Annotated in this window: 17 protein-coding genes; 7 read left to right on the top strand and 10 right to left on the bottom strand. The window is 61.2% G+C overall.

Going from position 1 to position 17,978, the window contains the following annotated elements; translation table 11 throughout:
- Positions 1–246: 246 nt before the first annotated feature.
- The 3 genes from HX783_RS24950 to HX783_RS24960 all read left to right on the top strand — a co-directional run bounded on the left by HX783_RS24950 (position 247) and on the right by HX783_RS24960 (position 3,142).
- Positions 247–1,656 (top strand): circularly permuted type 2 ATP-grasp protein, encoded by a 1,410-nt coding sequence (locus HX783_RS24950; RefSeq protein WP_159956431.1) that lies wholly within the window; start codon positions 247–249, stop codon positions 1,654–1,656.
- 2 nt (positions 1,657–1,658) lie between these two features.
- Complete coding sequence (locus HX783_RS24955; RefSeq protein WP_078742360.1) at positions 1,659–2,609, top strand: alpha-E domain-containing protein; 951 nt, start codon at positions 1,659–1,661, stop codon at positions 2,607–2,609.
- A gap of 104 nt (positions 2,610–2,713) precedes the next feature.
- Complete coding sequence (locus HX783_RS24960; RefSeq protein ID WP_177018622.1) at positions 2,714–3,142, top strand: nuclear transport factor 2 family protein; 429 nt, start codon at positions 2,714–2,716, stop codon at positions 3,140–3,142.
- Between the two features lie 254 nt (positions 3,143–3,396).
- Here the strand turns inward: HX783_RS24960 and msrA are convergent, their stop codons facing one another.
- The 3 genes from msrA to msrB all read right to left on the bottom strand — a co-directional run bounded on the left by msrA (position 3,397) and on the right by msrB (position 6,565).
- Positions 3,397–4,092, bottom strand: coding sequence for a peptide-methionine (S)-S-oxide reductase MsrA (msrA, locus tag HX783_RS24965; RefSeq protein WP_177018623.1), 696 nt, complete (start codon positions 4,090–4,092; stop codon positions 3,397–3,399).
- A 176-nt stretch (positions 4,093–4,268) separates the two neighbouring features.
- Positions 4,269–6,029 carry a cytochrome c biogenesis protein DipZ gene (locus tag HX783_RS24970; protein ID WP_177018624.1) on the bottom strand — a complete coding sequence of 587 codons (1,761 nt, stop codon included), beginning with the start codon at positions 6,027–6,029 and terminating at the stop codon, positions 4,269–4,271.
- 35 nt (positions 6,030–6,064) lie between these two features.
- The gene (msrB, locus tag HX783_RS24975) at positions 6,065–6,565 is read right to left on the bottom strand and encodes a peptide-methionine (R)-S-oxide reductase MsrB (protein WP_177018625.1); all 501 of its coding nucleotides are present in this window, start codon (positions 6,563–6,565) and stop codon (positions 6,065–6,067) included.
- Between the two features lie 282 nt (positions 6,566–6,847).
- Here msrB and HX783_RS24980 point away from each other — a divergent pair, with 282 nt between their 5' ends.
- Together HX783_RS24980 and HX783_RS24985 are read left to right on the top strand one after the other, a co-directional pair.
- On the top strand, positions 6,848–7,558 hold the full coding sequence (locus HX783_RS24980; RefSeq protein WP_177018626.1) for a response regulator transcription factor: 711 nt from the start codon (positions 6,848–6,850) through the stop codon (positions 7,556–7,558).
- Positions 7,555–9,021 carry a HAMP domain-containing sensor histidine kinase gene (locus HX783_RS24985; protein WP_177018627.1) on the top strand — a complete coding sequence of 489 codons (1,467 nt, stop codon included), beginning with the start codon at positions 7,555–7,557 and terminating at the stop codon, positions 9,019–9,021. The genes HX783_RS24980 and HX783_RS24985 overlap by 4 nt, the downstream gene beginning before the upstream one ends.
- On the opposite strand, the gene HX783_RS24990 is transcribed toward HX783_RS24985, so the two are convergent.
- From HX783_RS24990 to HX783_RS25010, 5 genes are all read right to left on the bottom strand, one after another.
- Positions 8,984–9,925 carry an alpha/beta fold hydrolase gene (locus tag HX783_RS24990; protein ID WP_177018628.1) on the bottom strand — a complete coding sequence of 314 codons (942 nt, stop codon included), beginning with the start codon at positions 9,923–9,925 and terminating at the stop codon, positions 8,984–8,986. The genes HX783_RS24985 and HX783_RS24990 overlap by 38 nt on opposite strands.
- Entirely contained in the window at positions 9,882–10,946 is a 1,065-nt protein-coding gene (locus HX783_RS24995) for a cupin domain-containing protein (protein WP_371317710.1), read from the bottom strand. The genes HX783_RS24990 and HX783_RS24995 overlap by 44 nt, the downstream gene beginning before the upstream one ends.
- A complete protein-coding gene (locus HX783_RS25000; RefSeq protein WP_177018629.1) occupies positions 10,895–11,212 on the bottom strand; it encodes a cupin domain-containing protein in 318 nt (105 codons plus the stop codon). The genes HX783_RS24995 and HX783_RS25000 overlap by 52 nt, the downstream gene beginning before the upstream one ends.
- Positions 11,213–11,391: 179 nt before the next feature.
- A complete protein-coding gene (locus HX783_RS25005) occupies positions 11,392–13,650 on the bottom strand; it encodes an ATP-dependent DNA helicase (RefSeq protein WP_177018630.1) in 2,259 nt (752 codons plus the stop codon).
- Positions 13,647–15,293, bottom strand: coding sequence for a VRR-NUC domain-containing protein (locus HX783_RS25010; RefSeq protein WP_177018631.1), 1,647 nt, complete (start codon positions 15,291–15,293; stop codon positions 13,647–13,649). The genes HX783_RS25005 and HX783_RS25010 overlap by 4 nt, the downstream gene beginning before the upstream one ends.
- A gap of 187 nt (positions 15,294–15,480) precedes the next feature.
- Here HX783_RS25010 and HX783_RS25015 point away from each other — a divergent pair, with 187 nt between their 5' ends.
- The gene (locus HX783_RS25015) at positions 15,481–15,705 is read left to right on the top strand and encodes a YgdI/YgdR family lipoprotein (protein WP_159956412.1); all 225 of its coding nucleotides are present in this window, start codon (positions 15,481–15,483) and stop codon (positions 15,703–15,705) included.
- 42 nt (positions 15,706–15,747) lie between these two features.
- On the opposite strand, the gene HX783_RS25020 is transcribed toward HX783_RS25015, so the two are convergent.
- Positions 15,748–15,912, bottom strand: a complete 165-nt coding sequence (locus HX783_RS25020) for a hypothetical protein (protein WP_164487936.1) — start codon at positions 15,910–15,912, stop codon at positions 15,748–15,750.
- Positions 15,913–16,109: 197 nt separating this feature from the next.
- Between HX783_RS25020 and HX783_RS25025 the strand changes: the two genes are divergently transcribed.
- Positions 16,110–16,373 (top strand): hypothetical protein, encoded by a 264-nt coding sequence (locus HX783_RS25025; RefSeq protein ID WP_232109244.1) that lies wholly within the window; start codon positions 16,110–16,112, stop codon positions 16,371–16,373.
- Here HX783_RS25025 and HX783_RS25030 read toward each other — a convergent pair whose 3' ends face one another.
- Complete coding sequence (locus HX783_RS25030) at positions 16,374–17,804, bottom strand: lipase (RefSeq protein WP_177018632.1); 1,431 nt, start codon at positions 17,802–17,804, stop codon at positions 16,374–16,376. It lies immediately after the preceding gene.
- Positions 17,805–17,978: the final 174 nt, after the last annotated feature.

Consider the following 17,978-nt stretch of genomic DNA (forward strand, 5'->3'; position numbering starts at 1 on the left):
AAGCCCGCTCCCACATTTTATCTTCGCTGCTTTGAGCAGTTCCGGCACAGGCATTGCTTTATCCATTCATCTGCCCGGATACAGGAGCATTCGTTACCCCCCGACCCAGAGCCGACCCCATTAGAAAATAAGGACCAGGCCTGTTGGCACCCTGCGCCACGGGCTCATAAAAAAATGCGTTTTTTGCGGCAGTGCCACCCAAGCAACTTGCCAACCAAGCAATGCAGGCACTGACAAGGTACTGGAATGGCTCGATCTTTCTTTGATGAAATGAATGACGCAGATGGCGTGTGCCGTGCGCATTATCAAGATTTCTCCCGCTGGCTGGCCAATACGCCGCCGGAACTGCTGGCCCAACGGCGCCGCGAAGCCGATTTGCTGTTCCACCGCGCCGGGATCACCTTCACTCTCTACGGCGACGAGCAGGACACCGAGCGCCTGATCCCCTTCGACATCATCCCGCGCAGCATCCCCGCCAGTGAATGGAGCGTGATCGAACGCGGCTGTATCCAGCGGGTCAATGCGCTGAACATGTTCCTCGCCGACATCTACCACGACCAGCGCATTATCAAGGCCGGGATCATTCCGGCGGACCAGGTGCTGGGCAACGAGGGTTACCAGAAGGCGATGGTCGGCCTGGACCTGCACCGCGACATCTACTCGCACATTTCCGGGGTTGACCTGGTGCGCGACGGCGACGGCACCTACTACGTGCTCGAAGACAACCTGCGCACCCCCAGCGGCGTGAGCTACATGCTCGAAGACCGCAAGATGATGATGCGCCTGTTCCCGGAAGTGTTCGCCAAGCAGCGCATCGCGCCGGTGGACCACTACCCCAACCTGCTGCTCAAGACCCTGAAAAGCTCCAGCCGCCTGGACAACCCCAATGTGGTGGTGCTGACGCCCGGGCGCTTCAACAGTGCATTTTTTGAACATGCGTTCCTTGCCCGTGAAATGGGCGTGGAGCTGGTCGAAGGCGCCGATTTGTTTGTGCACGACCTCAAGGTGTTCATGCGCACCACCGACGGCCCCAAGCCGGTGGACGTGATCTACCGACGCATCGACGACGCCTTCCTCGACCCCAAGGCCTTCAACCCCGACTCGATGCTCGGCGTGCCCGGCCTGGTGGCCGCCTACTGCGCCGGCAACGTGGTGCTCGCCAACGCCATCGGCACCGGCGTGGCGGACGACAAATCCATCTACCCGTATGTGCCGGAGATGATCCGTTTCTACCTGGATGAAGAACCGATCCTGCAAAACGTGCCGACCTTCCAATGCCGTAAGCCGGATGAGCTGTCCCATGTGCTGGCGCACCTGCCGGAACTGGTGGTCAAGGAAACCCAGGGCTCCGGCGGCTACGGCATGCTGGTCGGCCCGGCCTCCACGGCTGCAGAGATCGAAGACTTCCGCCAACGCATCAAGGCGCGCCCCCACGCGTACATCGCCCAACCGACCCTGAGCCTGTCCACCTGCCCCACCTTCGTCGAAAACGGCATCGCGCCACGGCATATCGACCTGCGCCCCTTCGTGCTCTCGGGCAAGGAAACCCGGCTGGTGCCCGGTGGCCTGACCCGCGTGGCATTGAAGGAAGGCTCGTTGATCGTCAACTCGTCGCAAGGCGGCGGAACCAAGGACACCTGGGTGGTGGAGGGCTGAGTATGTTGAGTAGAACCGCCGCAGATCTGTACTGGATGTCGCGTTACCTGGAACGTGCCGAGAACCTCGCGCGCATGCTCGAAGTCAGTTATTCGCTGTCGTTGATGCCCCAGGCCGGGCGCAGCGATGGCCTGGATGAACTGGCGATGTCGTTGCTCAGCAGCGGCACCCTCGAGAGTTACCTGGAACGCCATAAGCAATTGGACGCCGAGCGCATGCTGCACTTTTTTGCGCTCGACGAAGAAAACCCGGCCAGTATCTACAACTGCCTGCGCGCCGCCCGTGGCAATGCCCACGCGGTACGCGGGCGGATCACCGCCGACATGTGGGAAAACCTCAACGCCACCTGGCTGGAAATGCGCAGCATCGCCGCCGGCGGCCTGGCGCGCCACGGCATCAGCCACTTCTGTGACTGGGTCAAGCAGCGTTCGCACCTGTTCCGTGGGGCGACCTCCGGCACCATCATGCGCAATGACGCCTACCGGTTTATCCGCCTGGGCACCTTTGTCGAACGCGCGGACAACACCTTGCGCCTGCTGGATGCGCGCTACGAGATGTTTGGCGAAGAGTCGGAAGAAGTCAGCGACTTGTCGGCACGTGGTTATTACCAGTGGAGCGCCCTGCTCCGCGCGCTGTCCTCATTCGAGGCGTACACCGAGCTGTACCCGAATGCGTTGAATGCGCGTTCGGTCTCGGAATTGCTGCTGTTGCGCAGTGATGTGCCGCGTTCGCTGCATGCGTGCATAGAGGAGTTGAGCCACATCCTTGCGGACTTGCCCGGCAGCTATGGGCGCACGGCGCAGCGCCTGGCGGCGGAATTCGAGGCGCGGCTGCGTTATACCGGGATCGATGAAATCCTCGAAGACGGCCTGCACAGCCGGCTCACGGACTTTATCGATACCGTGCGCGAACTGGCACGCGCGATTCATAGTTCTTACCTGGAAGTGGTGTGAGTTGCGGCCACTTAACTGTCAGTTCGGGTGATTGACCCTGCTCGGGTGCCGCTCTTATGTTGGGCAGGTGAAATGCCTTCCCACCCTAAGAACAGGTACAGAGCATGTCCGAACTGACACTCACACCCGCCGCCGCACAGACGCTGCAACGCTGGCACAGCATGCTGGCGGGGCGCGATCTGTCTTCCCTGCCCGAACTGCTGGCACCCGACGCGGTGTTCCGCTCGCCCATGGCGCACACGCCCTACCCTGGCGCGCCGGTGGTGTCGATGATTCTCAACACGGTGATCAAGGTGTTCGAAGACTTTGAATACCATCGCGAACTGGCCACGGGCGACGGGCTCAGTGTGGTGTTGGAGTTCAGTGCGCGGGTGGGTGACAAGCAGCTTAAAGGGATTGACCTGATTCGCTTTAATGAGTTGGGGCAGATCGTTGAGTTTGAAGTGATGGTGCGGCCGTTGAGCGGGCTGCAGGCGTTGGGCGAGGAGATGGGGCGGCGGTTGGCGCCTTACCTGGCGAAAGCCAAGGGATGATTGTTCCCACGCTCTGCGTGGGAATACATCTTGTGACGCTCCGCGTCACGCTTTTAACAGCGGACGCGGAGCGTCCAGCGGGCAGTTCCCACGCGGAGCGTGGGAACTATCGCTCTATATTGATTGTTCCCACGCTCTGCGTGGGAATACATCCTGTGACGCTCCGCGTCACGCTTTTAACAGCGGACGCGGAGCGTCCAGCGGGCAGTTCCCACGCGGAGCGTGGGAACTGTCGCCATTTTGATTTGCGGTGTTTATTGGTTTTTGACTAAAACCGGCTCGGCGCGGTATTGGTCAGGGAACAGTTTTTTCAGTTGCGCCACCTTTGGCAGGTCATTGATCACGATGTACGGGTACGACGGGTTCTCGGTGAGGAAGTCCTGGTGGTAGGACTCGGCCGGGTAAAACGTCTTGCCCATCTCTACTTTGGTCACGATGGGTTTATCGAAGGCTTTGGCGGCGTCGAGTTGCGCGATATAGGCCTGGGCGACTTTTTGTTGTTCGGCGGTCTGCGCGAAAATCTCCGAGCGATATTGGGTGCCGCTGTCCGGCCCTTGGCGGTTGAGTTCGGTGGGGTTGTGGGCCACCGAAAAATAGATCTGCAACAGCTTGCCGTAGCTGACCTTGGTTGGGTCGTACGTCACCGATACGGACTCGGCATGGCCGGTATCACCGCCGCTGACCGACTCGTACTGAGCGGTGTTGGCGGCGCCACCGTCATAGCCGGACACGGCATTTTTCACGCCTTGTACATGCTGGAACACGCCTTGCACGCCCCAGAAGCAGCCACCGGCGAAGACGGCGGTTTGCAGGTTGCCAGACTCGGCGGGCAGGTCCAGCGCGGGTGGAGCGATCATGACGGCGTCGTCGGAGGCGCCGAAAGAGAATGCAGAGCTTTGGCCGACGAAGGCGGCGAACGCCAGGGCGGGTAGCAATTTGAGCAGTTTCATCACAGTTACTCCATTGCAACTGAACAAACGAGGTCACCATGTGGGAGCGGGCTTGCTCGCGAATGCGCAGTGTCAGAAACAGATGTGCCAACTGACACACCGCATTCGGGAGCAAGCCCCCTCCCACATTGATTGGGTTGGCAGCTCAGGACTTGAGTGCTTAGTTCATGAATCGGTTAACCGAAGGTGAAGGCATAAGCCGACACGTGTGGGTCGAGGAATTCGATGGTGAAGGTGCGGTCTTTCACGCCGCTGGGTTGGCGCACCAGTTGGTACAAGCGCTGCTCGGTGACGGTGCCGCTGCCGTCCGGTGCCACGTCGGTGCCGTGGGCATCGCCGGGGGCCTGGCCGTCAATCGTCACCTTGAAACGCACCGGCTTGCCATCCGCGCCAGGGCCCAGCACCAGGTGCAGGTCACGGGCGTGGAAGCGGTAGACGATGCGCCCGCCGGCCTGGTCGAGGCTGGCCTGCTGGCCTCCGACGTTCCACTGGCCTTCCAGGGTCCAGTTGTTCAGCGCCAGGTTGCCGGCTGCCGGGTAATTCACCACGCGGTCCGTGCCCAGGGTGCCAGTGGTGACGAAGTTTTCCGCACGCTGGAAGCCCAGGTAGGTTTCCGGCGATTGCACCTCGTTCATGTCCGGCGCTTGCTCAACGCCCTTGGCGTCCGCCTCGATCAGGCCACCGGCGACATGGGTGGCGCCGGCTTCACGCAGCAGTTGCTGAATCACCCGCTCCGACTCGGCGTAGTCGCCTTCGCCGAAGTGGTGATAGCGGATCTGGCCCTTGGCATCGGCAAAGTAATGCGCCGGCCAGTACTGGTTGTTGAACGCGCGCCAGATTTTGTAGTTGTTGTCGATGGCCACCGGGTAGGTAATGCCCAGGTCTTTCATCGCCTTGGTGACGTTGCTCACGTCGCGCTCAAACGCGAATTCCGGGGCGTGCACGCCAATCACCACCAGGCCCTGATCGTGGTATTTCTCGGCCCAGGCTTTGACGTAAGGCAAGCTGCGCAGGCAGTTGATGCAGGAGTAGGTCCAGAAATCCACCAGCACAACCTTGCCTTTCAAGCCTTCGGCCGTCAGCGGTGGGCTGTTGAGCCACTGCACCGCACCCTCAAGCGGCGGTAACGCGCCTTCGATCGGCAGTGCGTCGCTGTGGTTGGCAGCGGCCATCATTGCCCCGCCCGCCATCATCGCCCCGCCTTTTTGTTCAGGCTTGGCGCTCAGCGTGTCCACCAGGCTTTGTTCCAGGCCGCCGGTGGAGGCTGTCGACACCCGCGACAGCACGCCGGTGTCCAGCCCCAGGGCGATGGCGGCTACACCGGCCAGCATCAGCGCGCCCAGGCCACGGCGCAGCCATTCACCGGCACCGAGGGACCTTTTCATCAAGCCAAAGACTTTACCGCCGACCAGCAGCGCCAACGCCAGGGACGTCGCAGCACCCGCGGCGTAGGCCAGCAACAGCAAGGTCGTCCCGATGCTCGCGCCCTGCAGCGCCGCGCCGGTCAGCACCAGCCCCAGGATCGGCCCGGCGCACGGCGCCCAGAGCAAACCGGTGGCCACGCCGATCAGGAACGAAGCGCCCGGACGCGGTTTGGCATCGGCCCCAGCGGCTTCGGACAAACGACTGCCGGCGGCTACCAACGGGCGCGTCAGGCGCTCCGAGAGTTGCGGCAACAACAGCGTGAGGCCGAACAGGGCAACGCACAGCAACGCGAGCCAACGCCCGTATTGATTGACTTGCACCACCCAGCCGCCGCCCACCGCAGCCAGTGAGGCCACCAGGGCGAATGTCACCGCCATCCCCGCTAACAGCGGCAAGCCACTGCGCATAAACGGCTGCCCGGTGCGAGCGAAGACAAAAGGCAGAACAGGCAGGATGCACGGGCTGACAATTGTCAGCACGCCGCCCAGATATGCGAGAACCAGAAGCCACATGGGATTGACCCTTATTAGTGTGAATAGACATCGGCTTAAGCCGCCGTGAACGTCATGGCCGCACCATTCATGCAATAGCGCAGGCCGGTAGGTGCCGGGCCGTCGTCAAACACGTGCCCTTGGTGGCCGCCGCAACGGCGGCAGTGAATTTCCTTGCGCACCACGCCGTAGGAAGTGTCGACATGGCTGGCGACGGCGTTGTCCAGCGGCTGCCAGAAGCTCGGCCAACCGGTGTGGCTGTCGAACTTGGTGGCCGAGGAGAACAATGGCAGCGCACAACCGGCGCAGGCAAAGGTGCCGGTGCGGTGTTCATCGTTGAGCGGGCTGGTGTAGGGGCGTTCGGTGCCCTCCTCGCGCAGCACCTCGAACTGTTCGGCGCTGAGCAGGCTGCGCCATTGGGCCTCGGTGTGGTTGACCTCGAAGGTTTCGGCGGCCTCGGCTTCGGTGATCATGTTGAGCTGTTTGAGCAGGCCGCCGGCCAGGACGGCGACACCCAGGCCGCCAGTGGCTAGCAGTATTTGTCGGCGTGAGTGCATGTGGTTTTCCTCAACGTGTGAGCATTTGTGGCTGATGTGTGGCCTGTGGGAGCGGTGGGTCAGTCAACATAGGTATAGGCTGGGCCGACGCCTTCGCGGGCAAGCCCGCTCCCACATTTGATCTTTGCTGCCTTGAGCATTGCGTTCGTTTAGCTGAACGGTGTTGAGGTAATCCTGAGGCTTGGACGGTCGCGAAATCCTCACGCAGAGTTAAACAATTCGTGATAACTACAGGGTTGCAAAACCCGCACAATGCGCGAACTACAAGTGAAGGTTTATTGAATGGAACAGCCCAAACGTGTCCTGGTGGTCGAGGACGATGCGCACATTGCCGACTTGATCTGCCTGCACCTGCGCGATGAGCAGTTTGAAGTGGTGCACAGCGCCGATGGCAACGAAGGCCTGCGCCTGCTCGAACAAGGCGGCTGGGACGCGCTGATCCTCGACCTGATGCTGCCCGGCGTTGATGGTCTGGAAATCTGCCGCCGTGCCCGCGCCATGACGCGCTATACGCCGATCATCATCACCAGCGCGCGCTCCAGTGAGCTGCACCGCATCCTCGGCCTGGAACTGGGCGCCGATGACTACCTGGCCAAACCGTTCTCGATGCCGGAGCTGGTGGCGCGGGTCAAGGCGCTGCTGCGCCGGGTCGATGCCATGGCGCGCAACCTGAAGATGGACGCCGGCAGCCTCGACCTCGGCCAGCTGTTCATCAACCCGCTGACCCGCGACGCCACCCTGCAAGGCCAGCGCCTGGATCTCACGCCACGGGAGTTCGACCTGCTGTATTTCTTCGCCCGCCAGCCCGGCAAAGTCTTCTCGCGCATGGACCTGCTCAACGCCGTGTGGGGCTACAGCCACGAGGGTTATGAACACACCGTCAACACGCATATCAACCGCCTGCGCGCCAAGGTCGAGGCTGACCCGGCCAACCCGGTGCTGATCCTTACGGTGTGGGGCCGAGGCTACAAGTTCGCCGAGACTTCGCCATGAAGCTGACCCTGACCCAGCGCCTGTCGGTGGTGTTCGCCGTGCTGCTGGTGATCTGCAGCGGCACGTCGGCCTGGCTGCAGGTGCGCTCCAACCGCATGCATGAGCTGGAAGTGGTGCAAGGCTTGTCCCGCGACCTGGCCGCGCATATCGCCCGCGATACCCAACTGATGGACGCCGATGGCCTCAAGCCCGAGGCCGTGCGCAACCTCTTCAGCCAGTTGATGCTGGTCAACCCCAGCGTCGAAGTGTACTTGCTCGATATCGACGGCCGCGTGGTCGGGAATGCCGCCCCCAGCGGGCATTTGCTGCGCGATCACGTCGACCTCACGCCCGTTCGCCGCTTCCTCAGCGGTGCGATGCTGCCGATCCTCGGCGACGACCCGCGCAGCGTCAATGGGCGCAAAGTATTCAGCGCGGCGCCGCTCAAAGCCAACGGCCAGCAAACCGGCTTCCTCTACGTGGTACTGCTGGGCGAAGCCCACGATGTATACGACGCCAAAGACGCAACGGGCATGGCGCTCAAGATCGCCTTGTGGTCCATCGGCCTGGTCGCCTTGCTCTGCCTGATGGCCGGCTTGATCGCCTTCGCCTGGATCACCCGACCACTGCGCCAGCTCACCGACAAGGTTGGCCAGTTCGATATCAACGGCGCGCCAAAACCGGCGCAAATCAACGCGGCCAAGCTCGACAGCAGCGATGAAATCGCCGTGCTCGACCATGCTTTTGTGCAGATGGAAAACCGCCTCGGCGAGCAATGGCGCGCCCTCACCCACCAGGACCAGGAACGCCGGGAAATGGTCGCGAATATTTCCCATGACCTGCGCACGCCGCTGGCGTCGCTGCATGGTTACCTGGAAACGCTGTCACTCAAGGATGCCAGCCTCAGCCCTGAGGAGCGCCGCCGCTACCTGGGCATCGCCCTGGACCAAAGCCGCAAAGTCGGCGGGCTGGCCCAGTCGCTGCTGGAACTGGTGCGGCTGGAACATGGTTTCGTGCAACCGGTGATCGAAGGTTTCTCACTGCCGGACCTGGTGCAAGACATCTTCCAGAAGTTCGAACTCACCGCCGAAGCCCGCCACATCAGCCTCACCGCCACGCTGCCGCCACAGGTGCCGACGGTGCTGGCCGACCTGGGCCTGATCGAACGGGTGCTGACCAACCTGCTCGACAACGCCCTGCGTCACACGCCGGTAAACGGTGAAGTCGAAGTGATCCTGGCGCCAGAAACCAATGGCGTGGCCGTCACCGTCAGCGACAGCGGCCCGGGCATCGATGCCGAACTGCGTGAAGGCCTGTTCCTGCGCGCCTTCACCATCGGCGGCGCACGCCGCGATGGCGGCCTGGGCCTGCGCATCGTGCACCGTATCCTGCAATTACACGGGCGCAGCATTCAGTTGGTGGACCGCCCCGGGCATGGCGCGACCTTTAGGTTCTCGCTAGAAACGCGAGCATCAGCGCGTTGACCCGCTGGGCTTGCTCGCTCTGGATCCAGTGACCGCAGTTGGCCAATACCTGCTGTTGCAGGTCGGGTACTGAGTCCGGCATGCGCTTGAGGGTATGAGCTTCAAACACGCCGACCGGGTCGCGGTCGCCGATCAAGAACAGCGTGGGTTGCCTCACCTGCTGGCCCGCCAGGAATTCGGTGCGCTGCCAATTACGTTCGAAATTGCGATACCAGTTCAGCGGGCCACGAAAACCGTGCTCGCTGAAGGTTTGCACGTAAACGTCCAAGTCTGCCTGGGAACACCAGTGCGGTAATGCACCGGGCGCCGAGACACCCTCGAGCAAGGTCGCAGTGGCCGGTTTCTTCTGCAGGAACACATCCTGATCCTGCATGAACAGCCGCAGCGTGCGCTCAATATCGGCGTTCAACTCCTGCTCGGCGACGCCAGGTGCCTGGAAATACAGGATGTAGTTGAAACGCTCGGCGTACAGCTCGCGCATGATGTCGATCACCGGCCGCCGTGCACGTCCGGCAAACGGCACGGACATCGTGATCAAACGCGTAATACGTGCAGGCTCCAGCAATGCAAGGTGCCAAGCCACGACAGCGCCCCAGTCATGCCCGACCATCGCCACCTGCTCGTGGCCGAAATGGTCCATGGCTTGCTGGATATCCGCGCACAAGGTCAGCAGGTCGTAATCGGCGATCTCGGCGGGCGCACTCGACGCTCCGTAGCCGCGCATTTCCGGCACGAACACCCGATACCCAGCGGCAGCCAAGGCCGGGATTTGCGCACGCCATGAATGCCAACATTCAGGAAAACCGTGCAGCAGCCAGATCGGCCGGCCCTGTTCGGGACCGGCGATGTAAACGCTCAATTCAATGCCGTTGACCTGGATCCTGTTGTGCTGGATATCGCTCATCACTGGGTTCCTTGTGACTAGTGGTGTGCAAGACGCGCTCGCGGTATTCACGTGGCGTGCAGTTCATCTGACGTTTGAATGTGCTGCCAAAGGCGCTGTCCGACTGATAGCCCAACGCCTGGCCGATACTCGACACACTGCTGTCTGAGGTCTTCAAGGCCTTTATCGCCAGGTCCATGCGCCAACGGGTCAGATACTCCAGGGGCGCCATCCCAACGCGTTGTTTGAAGTGCAAGGCAAACGTGGAGCGTGACTGCCTGGCCAACTCGGCCATCTCGCTCAAGGCCCAAGGCCGCGCCGGTGCCGCGTGCACCTGCGTAAATACAGGTGCCAACCGTGCGTCCGTCAACGCGGCCAGCCAGCTTCGAGTGCTGGCGCCCAAGGAAGATTGATAGAGCCGCAGGATTTGCACCAGCATCATTTGCGCCAAATGTTCGGTCATCAATGCCGCACCGAGCTTGGGGCCGGCATATTCGAGGGCGAGACGCTCCAGGCACCAGCGCAATACACCGGCCTGCTCGGACCGGGTGCTGATGCGCACCACCGGCGGCAGCCCATCGAGCAATAAACGGGCATCGTCACCGTAAGTAAACAGCCCGCCAATCAGAAACAGATCCACCGTGTCGCCCAAACTGGCGATTCCGCCTACGGCGTCTTGATAGACCTCGCAAGCGTCGGTGCCCCCAAGTGCCAGGTTGCTGGACAATCTCCACGGGCGATTGTGTGTCAGCAAGAAACAGTCGCCCTCGCTCAAGGCAATTGGCACCGGTTCGCCCTGCACTTCCAGCCAACCATTGCCTTCCACCACCGCACCGAACCTGATGCCCCCGGCGCCGGAAAATTCACCGCCCAGTTGCCACCAGCCTTCAGCCCCGAAAATGACGCGCGCTGGCTGCTCAGACGAGCCACCACTTCGGATAGGGTATCCATAATAAAAATCACCGGACGATCGCGATAGAAACACCGACTTTAGTCCCCCTCGCGTCCGGCTCCCAAAAAAGAACACAGCCAAAAGCAACACCCCAAACCCCGTGGCGAGCGAGCTTGCTCGCGCTGGACTGCGCAGCAGTCCCAAATGTATGTCAGCAAGAAACAGCCGCCCTCGCTCAAGGCGATTGGCACCGGTTCGCCCTGCACTTCCAGCCAACCATTGCCTTCCACCACCGCACCGAACCTGATGCCCCCCGGCGCCGGAAAATTCACCGCCCAGTTGCCACCAGCCTTCAGCCCCGAAAATGACGCGCGCTGGCTGCTCAGACGAGCCACCACTTCGGATAGGGTATCCATAATAAAAATCACCGGACGATCGCGATAGAAACACCGACTTTAGTGCCCCTCGCGTCCGGCTCCCAAAAAAGAACACAACCAAAAGCAACACCCCAAACCCCGTGGCGAGCGAGCTTGCTCGCGCTGGACTGCGCAGCAGTCCCAAAATATATGCCAGCAAAAAACCCCAAACATGAAACTCAATTAACCGGCACCCACCATCGCGGCAGCAATTGCCGCACCCGCGCCTCGCCAAATCGGTCGTCAATCAACATCACCACGCCTTCATCCTGCTGGCTGCGGATCACTCGGCCCGCCGCCTGCACCACTTTCTGAATACCCGGATACAAGTAGGTGTAGTCATACCCAGACCCAAAAATCGAGCCCATCCGCGCTTTCATCTGCTCATTGATCGGGTTCAGTTGCGGCAACCCGAGGGTGGCGATAAACGCCCCGATCAAGCGCGCCCCTGGCAAATCAATGCCTTCCCCAAACGCGCCGCCCAGCACGGCAAAGCCGATGCCCTGACTGTGCTGGGTGAACTGGTCGAGAAAGCCTTGCCGCTCGGCCTCGGCCATGCCGCGCGACTGTAGCCACAGCGCAATCTGCGGGTGCCGCTCGGCCATCAACTGCGCCACTTGTTGCAGGTAATCAAAGCTCGAGAAAAACGCCAGGTAGTTGCCGGGTTTCTGCGCAAATTGTCGGGCGATCAAGTCGACTATCGGCGCCAGCGAAGCCTCGCGATGTACAAAACGCGTGGAGATTTCATCGACGATGCGCACGTGCAGTTGCTCAGCCTTGAACGGCGATTCCACATCGATCCATGCGGTATCCGCCGGCAGGCCGAGCAAGTCGGCGTAATAGTGCCGCGGGCTCAAGGTTGCGGAAAACAGCACGCTGCTGCGCGCGGCGGTCAGGCGGGGTCGGATAAATTCGGCGGGCACCACATTGCGCAGACACAGGGTGGAAGCGCTGCGCTTGCCGCCGAACTGGCGCTTGCTGATATCAAAGATGAAGTGCTCGTTGAACAGCTCGGCGACCTTGGCAAATTGCAGCGCCTCGAAATACAAGGCTTGCAGATCGCCGCTCAGGGCTTCGGGGTGATCGTTGAAGTAGTCGCCCATGGCACTGGTGCACAGGCTCAAGGCCTGCAGCAGTTTGTCGGGCTTGGTCGCATAGGCCTGGTATGGCGCGAGCTGGTCTTTATGCAGGGCGTTCCATTCGCGGTTGAGGCGCTGCAAGGGTTTTTTCAGCGGCTCGGGCGCACTGTCGCGCACAGTCTTGAGGCTGTATTGGTCGAGGCTCGCGCTGTACATCGAACGGGCGCGCTCCACTAGGTTATGGGCTTCGTCCACCAGCACGGCGGCGCGCCACTGGTTTAATTGGGCCAGGCCGAACAGCATGGCGCCAAAGTCAAAATAGTAGTTGTAGTCAGCGACCACCAGGTCAGTCCAGCGCGCCATTTCCTGGCTCAGGTAATACGGGCAAACGTCATGGGCCAAGGCCACGTCGCGCAGGTTGCGCTGGTCCAGCAGGCGCACCTTGGAAGCGGCCGTGCGTGCGGCCGGCAGGCGGTCGTAAAAGCCCTTGGCCAACGGGCAGGAATCACCGTGGCAGGCTTTGTCCAGGTGTTCGCAGGCCTTGTCGCGCGCGACCAGTTCGAGCACCCGCAGCGGCAAGTCGGGGCTGCTGTCGTAGAGGACTTGGGCGGCATCCAGGGCCAACTTGCGGCCAGGTGTCTTGGCGGTGAGGAAAAACACCTTGTCCAGTTGCTGCGGCGCCAGGGCCTTGAGCAGCGGGAAAATCGTGCCGATGGTCTTGCCAATGCCGGTGGGCGCTTGAGCCATCAGACAACGGCCAGTGCTGACCGCTTTGTAGACCGATTCGGCCAGCGAGCGCTGGCCGGGGCGAAAGTCGGCATGGGGAAACGCCAGCGTCTGCGCGGCACTATTGCGTGCGTCGCGATGCTGCATTTCCTCGCGGGCCCAGCCAAGGAATAGCGCGCATTGCTGGTTGAAGAACAGTTCCAGGTCGGGCGCTTGAAAGCGCTGGTTGAGCAGGGTTTCGCCTTCGCCGACGATGTCGAAGTACACCAGCGCCAGGTCGATCTCGCTGAGGCCGAGCTTCTGGCACATCAACCAGCCATACACCTTGACCTGTGCCCAATGCAGTTGCCGGTGGTTGGCGGGCTGGGCGTCGAGGTCGCCGCGATAGGTTTTCACTTCTTCCAGGCGGTTGCTGTCCGGGTCGTAGCCGTCTGCCCTGCCCCGCACCTTGAGCTGCTGGTATTCACCTTCCAGGGCGACTTCATTCTGGTAATGCGCGCTGCGCCGTGAAGCGACCGTGCGATGCCCGACGATGCCTTCCTGGGCGCTGGGCGACGGCGTGAATCGCAGGTCGAGGTCGCCGACCTTGGCGGTGAACTCGCACAGCGCCCGCACCGCGACGCTGTAGCTCAAGCGGTTTCTGCCCAGCGCACATAACACACGGTGACCGGCATCTGGTACTCGCCACAGAACTCCAGCCAACGCAGCTGGTTGTCTTGCAGGCGATCGCCGGGGCCTTTGACCTCAATCATGCGGTAGGTTTTTTGCGCGGGCCAGAACTGGATCAGGTCGGGCATGCCCGTGCGGTTGGCGCGGATGTCCAGCAACAACCGTTCAAACCAGTAGCGCAGGTGTTCGGCGGGCAGGCAGGCCAGGGCTTGCTCAAGCAGCTCTTCGCTGAGCAGGTTCCAGAAAACGAACGGCGACTGAATGCCCCATTTGTCCACGTAGCGTTGGCGGATGGTGGTTTTGTAACGCTCATCTGCCAGTTGTTGGAAACAGGCCGCGAACAACGGCGCGCGGCGCTGCTGGAAATCTTCGCTGTGCAAATCCACCGGCCCGCGCTGGAACGGGTGGAAAAACGACCCAGGCAATGGCGCGAAAATCGCTTCCCAGCACAACAACCCGAACAGCGAATTGATCAGGCCATTCTCGACGTAATGCACCGGCGCATCGGGCTCGCTCAGGTGGGCCTGCACGCAATATTCCACCGACATCAGCGGCTCAGGAATCGCCAGTGCCAAGTCCAGCCGCGTGACCGGACGCGGCTTGGTTTTAGGCAATGCCGGTTCGCCGAGCTTGCGTCGCAGGCGTGGCAGCACACGCAGCATATGCTGCTGTTCGGCGGCGCTTTCCGGGGCACGTTGCGCGGCGCACGCCAGGGCCATGGCTTGCGGGTAATCTTCCTGACGCTCAAGCACGCGAATCAGCCGCGAGCGCGCGCCGGGATAGGCGCAGTCGCGGTAGATCTGCGCGGCCAACGCCAATTCGGCGCTGCGCTCGCAATATTGGCCGATCTGGAACAACAGCTTGGCGCGACGTTTTTCCAGCCAGGGGTTGTCCGTGGTCAGCGTCGCGACCTGTGCCAGCACTTCGTCCAGTGCCTCTGCGGCTTCAAAGGCTTGCTGGCACTGGTGCAGGAATAGAAACCCGTGCACATCGTCGCGCGTGCGCAAGCCGCGGGACTCGGCGCAGAACGCGACTTTTTCATAGGTGTAGATGCCCAGGTCAGCCAGCACGAACTCCGACCAATCCTGGTGCAGATTGCCGAAGAACATCAGCCGCAGGCGGTCACACAGGTCCATCACGCTGAGGCTGTAGAGCGTATCGCCGAGGTCCGGGCACCATTGGGCAAAGCTGCGCGCCTGCGTGAACTGCGCCGCCAGCGGCTCAAGCCAGTCAGCCTTGTTGCCTTTGGGCTGGTCAATCCAGGGTTTGAAGGCGGCGAGGATTTCGCCTTTTTGCAGCAACGCAAACAGCGCCTCGAACTCCAACAGGCCTTGGTCATCGACCCAACCCTGCTCGACCAGTGCCAACGCCGCCGTACGGGTGCAACCGATCTCGAGGTAATTGAGTTTGCTCGCACGAAAGTGCACGCCCTTGCGCATGACCATGCGCACCAAAAGTGCCTGGGACGCTTGCGGCAACCTGTCAAATTGCTGAATGAAATGCTGTTCGTCCGCATCGAGCAAATCGGCATAGCGCTGCCCCAGCCAATGCAGCACTTGGCGGAAGTTATGCAGGTAATACAAGGGATCGTCGAGGGGATTGGCCATGTCGCGCGCTGATCAAATACTGGTTATGCATACAGAGTGCCGCCGCAAAGCGCTTGTTGCAATCGGTAATAGATAAATGGCGCACGCAACTTTTCTTATAAAAGTGATCAGATAGCTCTGTGGGTGGCGTAACATTTATGGCCCGCAGCGCCTGGCGCGGGATTTTTCAGGGTTAAAAGTAAGGGTTATGAACATGAAGAATTTGGGTCTGCCGCTGGTTGCACTCACTTTTCTGCTATTGACCGGTTGCGCGACGCAAACCGTGGTGACACTGCAAAATGGCACACAGTATTTGACCAAGGACACCCCGAACACCAAAACAGCCGACGGCTTCTATGAGTTCACGGACATTGCCGGCAAGCACATTCGCGTGAAGGCCGCCGACGTCGCGACGGTACGCAACGAAAAGTGATAACAAAAAGCCCCGCAGATGCGGGGCTTTTTGTTGGGGGTCTCAGTACCGATAGTACGGGTGGTAATACGGGTGATAGTAGGGATGGTAATAGTACGAGTGGTAGTACGGACGGTAGCAGCATGGGCCCGGATAGGCCGGATACACCGCACACCCGCCCAACCCCAGCAGCACCAAGGCGCACAGCAGCAATCGAAGTCGGGACATGTCAGCTCCTCACATGACGCGCGAAACATCTCGCAGGCCGTGATTAAACGCATGAGGCCCGCACAATCCGTCGCTGTGCTCTGCCGCTGATCGATGAAGATTTATTTACCGAAGGTTTCCCAGCGCTGTGGCGTTTAACCGATAAGCCGCCTTCATCTTCGAAGGCGGTAGAACGGAGAAAGACGGCCATGGCACTCATGTCCCGGACAATTCGCGCGCTTGCACTCATCCCCCTGGCCCTGGCGGCATTGGCCAGTGCGCCGGCCTTTGCCGACACCATTATCATTCGCCAGCCGCCACGGGTGATCGTGGTGCAACAGCCGCCACCACCGGTGTATTACGGGCATTGGGGTTACGGCCCGCGCCCCTATTACTACCCGCACCACGTCTACGGTTACGGTTATGGCTACCCCCACCGGCCGTATTGGGGCGGTGGCTGGCGGGGGCAGCACTGGCATTGATCAGCCGATGCTGACGCCATCGGCCCACAGGCCGCCATGCCCGACGCCGACCAACGTCACAGAGTCGGCACCAAAGGTGAGCACCGTATCGGCGCCAACCACCTTCGCGTGGTCACGCAGGTCGGTGCTCCCCGCCACGTCCTTGAACACCAGCTTGTCGGTGGGCTGGTAGCCAATCACACGGTCATTGCCAAAGTGGCCGCTGAACAGAAAGGTGTTGTGCCCGCTGTTGTCGCGGATCGTGTCATTGCCCTTGCCGCCTTCGATAAAGTCGGCGCCCTTGCCGCCCTGGATCAAATCATTGCCGTCACTGCCGATAATGAACGTGTTGCCCTTGTGGGGTTCGGCATTGCGGTTGAGGTCCTGCACCCAAGTGTTGGCCCGCGCCGGGTCGGACAGGTTGGCGACGATCACCGTGGAGTCGCGGGTCATCTGGTCGTAGAAGCCGGACTCGAGGATACGCGTCATGCCATCGCCATACGCCGTGGGCAAATGCGAGACCCAGGTCGGCAGGTTGACGATGGAAAACGGCAGCACATTCCACAACGTCGAGGCGTAGTGGTCGTTGAAGTTGACGATATTGTCGGTGGTCGATTCGTGGGGTTTGTCATGCACGCCCAACGACGACAGGTTGAAGGATGAGCCGTCCAGCGCGCGGAACACCGGGTCGTTTTCATAACCGATATTGAGCACCTTGTCGCCGGCACTCTGGGTCGGCGAGGCGTAGGCCACGTAGTTGGAATCCTTATAAAACCCCGCCCACTTGTTGGTACTCAAGTCCGCCATGCTGTTGACCGCCAGGCCGCCCAGGCTGTGGCCGCTGACCACCACGTCCTTGCCGGTCAGGCCATGGGCGCCGGCAAAGTCAGCCACATTCTTGAGCAAGCTGCCGAAGGCTTCACCGGCGTAATTTTTTGCGTAATCCTTGGGGCCCAAAGCCGCGAGCAAGTCGCTGATCAGGTCGCCGATGGCGTCGCTGATCAAGGTTTCCCGTGGCCCCGAGGTGCCCCGAAAACCGATGCCGATTTCAAGCAATTTGCCCGCGTCATCGTACTTGCCCAGCACCTCGACCTGCGCCGTGGTATAGCCGGCTTTTTCGCCAAAGAACGTGCCGCGTGCGTCAACCTTGCCGCCGTAGCCCAGGGCGCTGGCGCTGATGGGCGCCCAGCCAGCTTTTTGCACCGCTTCAAGGGCGGCTTTTTCCGAGTCGGGGTTCCACGCAATGCCCGGAATCACACCTTGTGAATCCGTGCTGCCGAGCAACGCCCCCACCAACGTCGCCGGCAAACCCAAGCCCAGCCCGTTGTGCTGATAACCCACGGCAAAGCCGTTATCCAGGTTGTGATAGGAATACAACGTGATCGCCATGGCATCGGCGAACAACGCTTTGGAGCCCTCGGAACCGAGGTTTTTATAGTCAAAGATACCCATGGCACTGCCTCTCTGTTGTTGAATTTGTCGAGAAAGCGAAAACACCTGTATCCACAGCCCTATGCGAGGGCTGATTTATGTGAGAGCTGGATTTACCTGAGAGCTTGCTTATGCAGGAGCTGGCTTGCCTGCGATGACGGCCTCCAGCCTAACGCAGATCTACCAGCCCCCCGC

Origin of the sequence: Pseudomonas sp. D2002, assembly GCF_013385735.1 — a bacterium.
In the GTDB taxonomy this organism is placed as follows: domain Bacteria; phylum Pseudomonadota; class Gammaproteobacteria; order Pseudomonadales; family Pseudomonadaceae; genus Aquipseudomonas.